Origin of the sequence: Nostoc sp. UCD121, from assembly GCF_014222285.1 — a bacterium.
Taxonomy (GTDB): domain Bacteria; phylum Cyanobacteriota; class Cyanobacteriia; order Cyanobacteriales; family Nostocaceae; genus Nostoc.
The window spans coordinates 1-10,289 of the sequence record NZ_JACKZS010000071.1; the positions used below are offsets into that span (position 1 = coordinate 1).

Genomic DNA, 10,289 nt, shown 5'->3' on the forward strand with positions numbered 1-10,289 from the left:
TCTTAATTCGAGTACGAGGCATCGCTGTACACCGATTTTACTTCCCCTAAATAATACTATCTATCGCAACTTGGTATAAGGAGTGCGATGTCTACGACGGGCTGCACTTATGCACTTGTATACAAAGGTTTGTCGCCAGAGCATGGATATCAAAGAGAAAAACTATCTTGTCTAGTGAATTACGTTTGTTTCATCCAGAATAAAAAGCAAACTCTGGGTTAAATAAGTCGGCGATAAAATTCAATTTATATGAAGAAATATAAATTTTAAGTAAGAATAGGGTGTGTTGTGCAGTGTGCTAACACACCTTGAATGGTTGACGGTGAATTAGCTGAAAAATTGGCAGAACCCTTACAAGCCGCAGGCATTGAACCTGAGTAAATATTTTCAGTACAGGATTATACAATAAACAAATAAGCAGATTTGACAACTAATTAACAACAAAAGGCCGTGGAGGCACAACAATGTTGTACACCCCATAAAAACTGTATTTAACTGAATTGAAAACTATTCTTACGATCCCCATAAAGTCTTAAAATATTGTTAATTTCAGCCAAACCTCTCGACCTTCAATTTACAAGTATCACCCCAAAATCACTATGTCTATCGGCTACGTCGCGCTTGTACTCCACGCACATCTGCCCTTCGTTCGTCACCCAGAAAGTGACTACGTGCTGGAGGAAGAATGGCTCTATGAAGCCATCACAGAAACCTACATCCCCTTATTGAAAGTATTTGAAGGCTTAAAGCGAGACGGTATCGACTTTAAAATCACGATGAGCATGACACCACCTCTCGTGTCGATGCTCCGCGATCCTCTGCTTCAAGAACGCTATGAAGCACACTTAGCCCAACTAGAAGAACTTATAGCACTAGAAGCAGAACATAATGTCAACAACGGGCATCTTCGTTATTTAGCCGAACATTACGCTACTGAGTTTAGCGAAGCGCGTCAGCTATGGGAACGCTACGGCGGTGACTTGGTGACAGCTTTTAAGAAGTTCCAAGACAGTAATAACCTGGAAATTATCACTTGCGGCGCTACCCACGGGTATTTGCCGTTGATGAAAATGTATCCAGAGGCGGTGTGGGCGCAAATCCAGGTAGCTTGCGAGCATTATGAGCAAAACTTTGGACAAGCACCCAGAGGCATTTGGTTGCCGGAATGTGCCTACTATGAAGGTTTAGACCGGATGCTAGCCGATGCGGGGTTACGCTACTTCCTCACTGATGGGCATGGTATCCTTTATGCCCGTCCTCGTCCGCGCTTTGGGACTTATGCGCCAATTTATACAGAAACTGGTGTTGCTGTCTTTGGTCGAGATCATGAATCTTCCCAACAGGTATGGTCTTCTGAGGTAGGCTATCCTGGGGCGGCGGAATATCGAGAATTTTACAAAGATTTGGGCTGGGAAGCAGAATATGAGTACATCAAGCCCTACATTATGCCCAATGGTCAACGGAAAAATACGGGCATTAAGTATCACAAAATTACTGGGCGTGGCTTAGGTCTATCAGATAAAGCACTCTACGATCCTTATTGGGCTAAAGAAAAGGCCGCAGAACACGCTGATAATTTTATGTATAACCGAGAGCGGCAAACTGAGCATCTCTATGGTATAATGCAGCGTCCGCCAATTATCGTTTCGCCTTATGACGCAGAGTTATTTGGACATTGGTGGTATGAAGGCCCTTGGTTCATCGATTACCTATTCCGCAAGTCGTGGTATGACCAAAAAACATATCAAATGACTCATTTAGCAGACTATTTGCGAGATCAGCCAACGCAGCAAGTCTGTCGTCCTTCGCAGTCGAGTTGGGGTTTCAAGGGTTTCCACGAATATTGGTTGAACGAAACGAATGCGTGGATTTATCCGCATTTGCACAAAGCTGCTGAACGGATGATTGAAATCTCGCACCTAGAACCAGAGGATGAATTGCAGTGGAAAGCGCTTAACCAAGCGGCGCGGGAACTGCTATTAGCACAATCTTCTGACTGGGCATTTATTATGCGGACGGGAACAATGGTACCCTATGCAATTAGACGGACGCGATCGCACCTGATGCGGTTCAATAAGCTCTACGAAGATGTTAAAGTCGGCAAAGTTGACAGTGGTTGGCTGGAAAAAGTCGAGTTAATGGATAATATCTTCCCCGAAATCAACTATCGCGTCTATCGTCCGCTATCGTCTCACACAAAATAATCAACAGCAGTAGGGTGAGCAATGCTCACCCTATATTAGTAGTGAGGAGCGTTTATTTTACCAACAACAGAGCAAGCCTTAGCCTGTGTAAGGGTTTGTCAAATGCTGTCAAATCTTTACAAAGACATCCGCTTATTTCGATTTGACGACAAAACAGGGCAAGTTTATATCCTAGCTGGAGATGAACTCCAAGTCATTGTACTAAGTAATGGAATCTGGGATTTTGTCAATGAACCAGAATTATGAGCAAATGAGTTTTACAGAGTTGAGAGCTTACGTCGTAGAAAACCGCGAAGACATTGAAGCTCTACGTTTTTTAATGAGCAAACGTGACCCTAATTCTAAAGGCTATCCTATGCCTGTGACAGAAGCTGATATGCAAGCCCAGATGGAAATCATCAGGCGTAAGATTAATGGAGAACTTTGAGATTATTGTCTAATGCAGTAAGCATAATTAGGCTGGGTAAATCATACTCACCCTATTATTTTATTAACACTGCCTGATTTAGCTAAAGGCTATCTGGATCAATATTTAATTCTCGAAGTTTAGCAGCTAATCTTTGCGCTTTTTGCTCTGTTTGCTGTCGAGCCTCTTCTGCGGCTTGTCGTGCAGCTGCTTCCTCTTCATGGGTTAAGAGTATTTGACTCATAGCTGGATTGTAAAAACGGAGTTTTCCTGCTTCCAGGCGCAACTCTAGCCCCAAAACTTCACTGGGTAGAGACACTGTACCATCTGGCAGGGTATTAACTACTACTGGGAAATAATTCCCATCGACCAAGTGTAAACCCTGGAGTTGAGGATTGAGATAATCGCCTGTAGGATCATATTGAAAATATTCACGTACTCCCAGAAAGGCGTAAATTCCTTTCTTTGCACCTTGGTCTTTGCTACGGGTGGTTTTTGAGGTAATCTCTAGAACAAAATCTGGGGTTTGATTATTTTCTTCCCAGGTTTTGTAAGAGCGTCTGTCACGGTTTTCCACTCCAAAGACCACAAATACATCTGGAGCGACAACCGATTCTGGATAACCTTTTTCGTAGTAAACAAATAGATTACCAGCGACGTATACATCTGGGTGATTTTGAAAATAAATCCTTAGCGTATTTATTGCATAAGCCAAGTAACTGCACTGGATATCCCCTTCAGCCATTGGCTTACCGTCCTCATCTGGGTATTCAATCGGGGTAACGGGGATATACTCTACTGAGGCTGTCATGGTCAGATACCTCAACTCAACTAGGGCTAGATTCAATAATATTGCTCAAAATGCGATCGCCATAACTGGGAGGCTGAGAAATCATGATAAATTCCAGATTGCAACCCCTGCTTAGTTAGAGTTCCTGTCATTCGGCACCCATAAAACCCTAACAGTGCCATCCACCGAGGTTCTACGGAATCAACCGATCTGCGCGTAGTTGCTCGAACAGGTCAAAAAACGACTCGTCCGTTTTCTGGTATATGGAGAATCCCAGTTTCCGGCTCTTCGACATATCGGTCATAACTTCAATCGGACGGCCAAGATCGAGATCGGTGTGCCATGCAGACGACAGACGGCTCAGATCCGGCTCGGCGAGACCATGCTGCTTTGCGATCTCGCGCCAGACAGCACCTTCATTCACCATTTCGGCTTCGAGCGGGTGGGTTGTGCCGTCGAACCCGATGGGATCGATGCCGAACCAGTCAGCCAGCCGCCCCCACAACCATATCCAGCGGAAGATGTCGCCATTGACGACGTTAAACGCCTCGTTGTGGGCCGCTTCGGTCTTCGCCGCCCAGACTAGGTGCTTCGCCAGCACCCGCGCGTCGGTCATGTCGGAGATGCCCTTCCACTGCGCTTCAGAACCTGGCCAACGGAACGGACGCCCGCTTTCCTTGCAGATAGCGGCATATACGGCCAGCGTTGTACCAAGGTTCATCAAATTGCCGACCGCCTTTCCAATGACAGTGTGAGGGCGATGAATGCTCCAGGTGAAACCGTCACGGGCTGCTGCGGCATAGACCTCATCTTCCTGAGCATAATAGAAATTTTCGACGTTGAGCCGGGGATGCTCCTCGCGCAATGGAGTTTCTGGCAGCGATCCGCCTCTGGCGTATGCGTCGAATGGCCCGAGATAGTGCTTGAGTCCGGTGACGAGGGCGACGTGCTGCACTGAGTCCTTCGGTGACAGAACATCCAGTATATTACGAACCATCGTGCCGTTGACCCTGACGTTCTCGGCCTCGGTCGCATTACGCATCCACGTTGTGATGAAGATGTGCGTCGGGGCGATGTCTGACAGCCCAGTTTTCAGGCTAGCTAGATCGAGCAGATCGGCAGCAACAGGGCGTAACCCTTCCACCCCTTTTTTAAGATTTCGGGACAACCCATAGGTCGTCCATCCATTAGCGATCAGTTCTCTCGCAAGATTGCTGCCGATGATGCCGCTCGCGCCCACAACTAAGGCTGTCCCATCCATGTCGTTTCTCCAGTACGGAAATTTTCTATAGCAATCGTAAGCCCCAAATTTCTAGGCTTCTTGTAACTAAATATATAAAAAAGACAGGCAAGATGCCTGTCCTACAAGAAATGATTTAGCAAAGAATTTAGAAATTCATCTCAGCAGCTTGAACTTTCTCAACCTGCTTCTTCTTCAGCACAAGCATAACTTGGGCTAACATTACAAGAGCGATGAACGCAATCATCCATTTGACTCTAGAGGAATCTTGCAGTACGATTTCTGCATCTATTTGACCAAATCCACCGACGTTCGGGTTGCTGGTCAAAGCATCACCAGTTTTAACTGCTTGCCCTTCAGAAACAAGTAGGTCTGGCCCTAAAGGAATCGTATCAACGACAACATCACCAGATTCAGGTTGGATGTTGACCAGATATTTAACGTTACCGTCTCCATCTTCCTCTTTGGCAATCTTGGTAATTGTGCCTGTAGCGGAAGCGTTGTAAACAGTGTTGTTGCTCTTTTCGCCTGTGGGATAAACTTGTCCGCGTCCCCGATTACCACCTACGTGAACTGAATATTTACCGAAGTGGATGTTTTTGTCGGTTGCGGGGTTGGGAGAAAGAACTGGGAAGATGATTTCCTGATACTGTTCACCAGGTAAGGGGCCGACGATGACGACATTTTCTTTGTCTTCGCTGTAGGGTTGGAAGGTAGTGTCGCCAACTTCTTCTTTAAGTTCCTCAGAAAGACGGTCTTCGGGGGCAATCTTAAAGCCTTCAGGTAGCATCAGTACAGCACCGACGTTTAAGCCAACCTTGGAACCATCAGCACCAACTTGCTGGGCGCTAAGATCGTAAGGGATTTTCACTACGGCTTTGAATACAGTGTCAGGTAGCACCGATTGAGGAACTTCTACTTCTGTAATCTTGGCGGCTAGGTGACAGTTGGCACAAACAATCCGCCCGGTTGGTTCGCGGGGGGTTTCGGGATAGGTTTGCTGTGCCCAAAAGGGATAGGCGGCAGCTGACTGGGGAAGGGCTAGATCGCTGGTCAAGTAAAATGTTACGGTTGCGATCGCAATGAGCAATGTTTTGATGATCGCTCTAGCACTGCGAGTTAACCTCGCTCTTAAGAAAACATTTCTCATCTCTAGTAAGGGCAACGATTGAATTTAGTCATTAGTCATTGGTCATTAGTCATTAGTCATTAAGCCCTGAACAAAGGACGAGTGACTAAGGACTAAGGACGAAATTATTAAGCCCACCAAGCTGCATCACCGGTGCGGAAGTCGGTTTCAGTCCAAGGGGTCAAAACGATTTTGTCGTCGCTTACATTGGCATGGGCCAAAGGCAGAGACAGGGGTGCAGGGCCCCGAATAACCTTACCAGTTTCGTCATACTGCGAACCATGACAAGGACATTTAAATTTGTTCTCGGCAACGTTCCAGGGGACAACACAACCTAAGTGGGTGCAGATGGCGTTAATGCCATAATCCTTGATCGCCTCTTTGCTATCTACCACAATATAGGTAGGATCTCCCTTAAGTCCTTGGACTAGGTTGCGATCGCCTGCATTCCGGTTTTCTAGAAATTTTGCGACGCTAACATCGTTACCTAGCTCATCTTTTGCCGTTACACCGCCACCTGCACCACCCGCAGCCGGTGGAATAAAGTAGTTGACAACGGGATACAATGCACCCAGAGCTACTCCAGTCACAGTCCCAAAAGTGAGCAGATTCATGAACTGACGACGCCCCATATCGGGCACGTCTGCTGATTCAGAAAATTGAGCCATAATCTACGCGCTCTTTGTGTATTTTGTTAAGCATTTTGACAAAAGTACTGTACTTGAGGAACTCTTGTCTAAGTCGAAATGCTAGCGCTCACAACGATGCCATACTTCTTTGTTCCAAGATATAAAAAGCATCTTTTCTGTTAGCATTACATTTCTTTATATCCTTATCATACTGGAGTCACGGAACTTAACATCATAACTAAATGTAAAATCTGATTGAGAAAAGCTATGACAGGACAGGAATTACGTCAGATGTTGCTTGATAAGTGGGGATATTCTTATGATGTGCAGTTCCGGCGGGCACAGGGAAAGATATTTTTACAAGTAATGTGGAAATATCTGGAGCAAGCTTCTTTTCCCTTGAGTGAGGCGGAGTACCAAGAGCATCTTGACAGCATTGCTAATTATCTTCATGCCTTGGGTGGGTCAACACAAGTACAAACATTTATTACCCAAACACGCGATCGCCCCCGGCTTGGCAAAGCTGTTAGCATTCCTCTAGATTTGGGTGAACGTTCTTCGGAATGGATATTATGACCTGTTATTGCATTAACATTAATAATTTCCTGAGTAATCACAGTGTTTTTTATACAAAAATACCATAATGTCCTATAAAACTCTTTTGCCTACAGTTACATCTCTATCTGGCTGAATTAATACAACTTCTCCATCGTCTAAAACCACTCCCAAGACTAAAACTTCGGAGACGAAATTAGCTATTTGACGGGGTGGAAAGTTAGTCACAGCTAATATTAGTCTGTTGATTAATTTCTCTTGGTCATAAAGTTTAGTAATTTGGGCACTAGACTTTTTAATGCCCAAATTGCCAAAATCTATCCACAATTTATAAGCTGGTTTTTTAGCTTGAGGAAATTCTTCGACTTTAATGATTTTGCCAACATGAATCTCGATTTTTTCAAAATCACTATAGCTAATAAACATTTGCTCAGAAACTCAGCATTAAAATCTTTTTACCTATTTTCTATGTTATTTACCTGTGAGCTTCACTAGCCCAACACCACCGAAATAAAGCCCTAAAACGGCTCCCGCCAAAAGACTTTGAGTTAGAGGATCGGTAGAAGGTGTAAGCACGGCTCCTAAAATCACTGCTCCCATAATCACGTAACGCCAACCAGAAACCATCCGTTCAGACGAGACAATATTCAAATTACCAAGCAACAATTGGATAATGGGAATTTGAAATGCTAAACCAGTGCTGAATAAAAGTAACAGCACAAATTCAAAATATTTATCTATTGACCAAAGTTGTTCAACTACATCTGCTCCATAGCTGATGAAAAATTTCAAAGCTGCGGGGATAAGGAGTAAATAAGCAAATGCTAAACCCGCGCCAAACAGTACACTCGAACCCAAAACCACAGGCCCCAGTAAACGGCGTTCGCGGCGAGTCAATCCTGGAAGCACAAACTGGATAATTTGGTAAAGAATGAAAGGACTAGAAAGTACTAAACCAGTGTAGGCTGCAACTTTGAAGGAGACAAAGAAATATTCTCCGGGTGCAAGTTGGAGAAATTTTACTCCTTGCGCTGGAACCTCAAGCAGCTGGACAATCGGCTTAACAGCAAAGAAACAGCCAATAATACCTATGGCTACGGCAATCAGCGAATAGAAAATGCGCTGTCGTAACTCTTCTAGGTGGTCGAAAAGGGACATTTCGACTTCATCGGGCAACTCATTAAGAGGATCTGTGTCTGAATTGCCATATCCTTCTGGATCGATGTTGGGAACGTTTACAGTATCTACGTCTTGTAAAGGCGGCATGAGTCAGCTAGTAGGCAACATTTATAACTGAGTGCTAAGTAATAAGCAAGATTTTTCACTTAGGACTTGGAACTCAGCACTCTTCATTATTTTATCCGGGGAATGCAGCCACCAAGATATGTTTTTGGATGCTGTGGTTTTTTTGTCCTGTTTTTTAGGGTTGCATCTGCATAAGTTAGTAGGAAGCCATATTGTAGGCAATGCCTAACCTAAAAAAGGGTGGAACTGATAATTTAGAAATCACGTCTCTGCGGCTAGTAGTGTGTCTAACTTGTTCTGATGGTTTGTGGTAAGCATTTTAGTGCAAGAATAAAAGCTAAAATCCTTGCTAAGAGATTGTCTACCCATCAATTTCAAGTTGAGACACTACTAGTAGTGCTGGGTAAATTCACACAACATCAACATATAATACTCAGTTTTAAAAATCCGGTTCATCAAGGTGGCATCTATACATACATAGCGCAATCGGAAATTTTTAGCTGAGGTTGGGTATGAAACGGACAATTTGCATTGTCATGATGGCATTGCCTGTTTATTTATACAATGTTGGACTAAGTAATAGTCTTTGTAGTGATGTGACAATTGTCAAAAACCAGCCTCCGATAATAGTTGCTCTAATTGCTTACAGTACAAATGCTCCGTCACGCATATTGCATTGGCAAATATCAGCTAGAGATGACCAAACTGAAGATTGTCTTCGGGCTGGTACGTGCAAAGATTGATACTAATTGGTAATTGGGAATTGCCAATTGGGAATTGGGAACTTGTACTGAGCGCAGTCGTAAAGCCTGCGGCATAGCTACGCTTAGGGCGGGCGCAGCCTCTCGTAGAGAAGTATTGGGAATTGGTGATTCGTAGTCCAAATTATAAAAAAAGAAAATTAATGGTTGTAGAACATCAACGTACAGTGGTGGTTACGGGAGCTTCAACAGGAATTGGCCAAGCATGTGCTTTGCTTTTAGACCAGTTGGGCTTCTCTGTTTTTGCTGGCGTGCGTCAAGATATTGATGCTCAAACACTTAAGCAGAAAGGATCACCAAGACTCATTCCAATTTTTTTAGATGTTACTGATGCTGAATCGATCGCAGATGCGGTTGATAAGGTAACAAATGAAGTCGGTGGTACTGGAATTTTAGGTTTAGTGAATAATGCCGGAATTGCTATCCCTGGGCCTTTAGAATTATTAGCGATCGCAGAATTTCAATACCAGATGCAGGTTAATGTCACCGGACAATTAGCGGTGACACAAGCATTTCTTGGGCTTTTACGCCAAAGTCGGGGCCGAATTATCAATATGGGTTCCATTGCTGGTAGGAGTCCTACGCCGTTCTTAGGAGCTTACAATGCTTCTAAGTTTGCCTTGGAAGCACTCACTGATGTAATGCGAATGGAATTACGTCCTTGGGGAATCTCGGTTTCAATTATTGAACCTGGTTCCATTGCTACCCCAATTTGGGAAAAGTCCCTAAGTCAATCGGAAGTAGCACAGCATGACTTACCACAATCGGCACAAAATCTCTACGGTCAAGCGATGAATATTGTCCGCAAGAAAATGCAGATTCTCGCATCTAAGGGAATTTCTGCGGATATTGTCGCTCAGACTGTTGTTCATGCGCTTACTGCAAAACAACCCAAGACGCGCTATCTCGTTGGCTCAGATGCCAAACTTGGAGCGGTGCTAAAGCATATTTTGCCTGATAAGCTACATGACAAGATAATTTTATACTCGATGGGATTGTAGACTACTGATCGTCAATACTTCAGGGGTAGTCACTCTGAATTCAAAAGCTGTCATGAACAAAAGCATGGTTTTCATCAATAAAATCATGCTTTTCATCAACAAAATCGTTATTTTTGTAACTAGAGGCAGAATCTAGTCAAAAATTAACTCTAAATTGAAGTTGTAATTAACCAACGCTTTTGCTAAAAGTCTTATTTTGCAAGAATTGTAGATTATTCTCTCGCAAAAGTAGCAAAAGCTCTTTAATAACTCAAGCTGATGACGGGTTCAAGAGACCTACAAAACTGTACTTAACAGTACCTTTTTTTATGTTGGATATTTTTAATATT

The 10,289-nt window shown here is 43.9% G+C and carries 12 protein-coding genes; 6 read left to right on the plus strand and 6 right to left on the minus strand.

The features are described from left to right. Nucleotides 1-599: 599 nt before the first annotated feature. From GNF10_RS16590 to GNF10_RS16600, 3 genes are all read left to right on the plus strand, one after another. Nucleotides 600-2,204 (plus strand): glycoside hydrolase family 57 protein, encoded by a 1,605-nt coding sequence (locus GNF10_RS16590; RefSeq protein WP_185585135.1) that lies wholly within the window; start codon nucleotides 600-602, stop codon nucleotides 2,202-2,204. A 102-nt stretch (nucleotides 2,205-2,306) separates the two neighbouring features. Next, a complete protein-coding gene (locus tag GNF10_RS16595) occupies nucleotides 2,307-2,450 on the plus strand; it encodes a hypothetical protein (RefSeq protein WP_185585134.1) in 144 nt (47 codons plus the stop codon). Continuing rightward, nucleotides 2,434-2,631, plus strand: a complete 198-nt coding sequence (locus GNF10_RS16600; RefSeq protein ID WP_069070282.1) for a hypothetical protein — start codon at nucleotides 2,434-2,436, stop codon at nucleotides 2,629-2,631. Before GNF10_RS16595 ends, GNF10_RS16600 begins: the two co-directional genes overlap by 17 nt. An 82-nt stretch (nucleotides 2,632-2,713) precedes the next feature. Here GNF10_RS16600 and GNF10_RS16605 read toward each other — a convergent pair whose 3' ends face one another. The 4 genes from GNF10_RS16605 to petC all read right to left on the minus strand — a co-directional run bounded on the left by GNF10_RS16605 (nucleotide 2,714) and on the right by petC (nucleotide 6,437). Further along, on the minus strand, nucleotides 2,714-3,421 hold the full coding sequence (locus GNF10_RS16605) for a Uma2 family endonuclease (protein WP_185585133.1): 708 nt from the start codon (nucleotides 3,419-3,421) through the stop codon (nucleotides 2,714-2,716). Nucleotides 3,422-3,593: 172 nt separating this feature from the next. Beyond that, nucleotides 3,594-4,661 carry an SDR family oxidoreductase gene (locus GNF10_RS16610; protein ID WP_185585132.1) on the minus strand — a complete coding sequence of 356 codons (1,068 nt, stop codon included), beginning with the start codon at nucleotides 4,659-4,661 and terminating at the stop codon, nucleotides 3,594-3,596. A 127-nt stretch (nucleotides 4,662-4,788) separates the two neighbouring features. Further along, on the minus strand, nucleotides 4,789-5,790 hold the full coding sequence (gene petA, locus GNF10_RS16615) for a cytochrome f (protein WP_185585131.1): 1,002 nt from the start codon (nucleotides 5,788-5,790) through the stop codon (nucleotides 4,789-4,791). A gap of 107 nt (nucleotides 5,791-5,897) precedes the next feature. Continuing rightward, nucleotides 5,898-6,437, minus strand: coding sequence for a cytochrome b6-f complex iron-sulfur subunit (gene petC / locus GNF10_RS16620; protein WP_185585130.1), 540 nt, complete (start codon nucleotides 6,435-6,437; stop codon nucleotides 5,898-5,900). A gap of 228 nt (nucleotides 6,438-6,665) precedes the next feature. Between petC and GNF10_RS16625 the strand changes: the two genes are divergently transcribed. Beyond that, complete coding sequence (locus GNF10_RS16625) at nucleotides 6,666-6,974, plus strand: DUF3067 family protein (protein ID WP_185585129.1); 309 nt, start codon at nucleotides 6,666-6,668, stop codon at nucleotides 6,972-6,974. Nucleotides 6,975-7,046: 72 nt separating this feature from the next. On the opposite strand, the gene GNF10_RS16630 is transcribed toward GNF10_RS16625, so the two are convergent. Both GNF10_RS16630 and tatC read right to left on the minus strand, forming a co-directional pair. Further along, nucleotides 7,047-7,379 carry a tRNA-binding protein gene (locus GNF10_RS16630; RefSeq protein WP_185585128.1) on the minus strand — a complete coding sequence of 111 codons (333 nt, stop codon included), beginning with the start codon at nucleotides 7,377-7,379 and terminating at the stop codon, nucleotides 7,047-7,049. Nucleotides 7,380-7,424: 45 nt separating this feature from the next. Then, on the minus strand, nucleotides 7,425-8,219 hold the full coding sequence (gene tatC, locus GNF10_RS16635) for a twin-arginine translocase subunit TatC (RefSeq protein WP_185585127.1): 795 nt from the start codon (nucleotides 8,217-8,219) through the stop codon (nucleotides 7,425-7,427). Nucleotides 8,220-8,710: 491 nt separating this feature from the next. Here tatC and GNF10_RS16640 point away from each other — a divergent pair, with 491 nt between their 5' ends. Next, nucleotides 8,711-8,941, plus strand: a complete 231-nt coding sequence (locus GNF10_RS16640) for a hypothetical protein (RefSeq protein ID WP_185585126.1) — start codon at nucleotides 8,711-8,713, stop codon at nucleotides 8,939-8,941. A gap of 161 nt (nucleotides 8,942-9,102) precedes the next feature. Further along, nucleotides 9,103-9,960: an SDR family oxidoreductase gene (locus GNF10_RS16645; protein ID WP_185585125.1), complete on the plus strand. Its 858-nt coding sequence runs from the start codon at nucleotides 9,103-9,105 to the stop codon at nucleotides 9,958-9,960. Nucleotides 9,961-10,289: the final 329 nt, after the last annotated feature.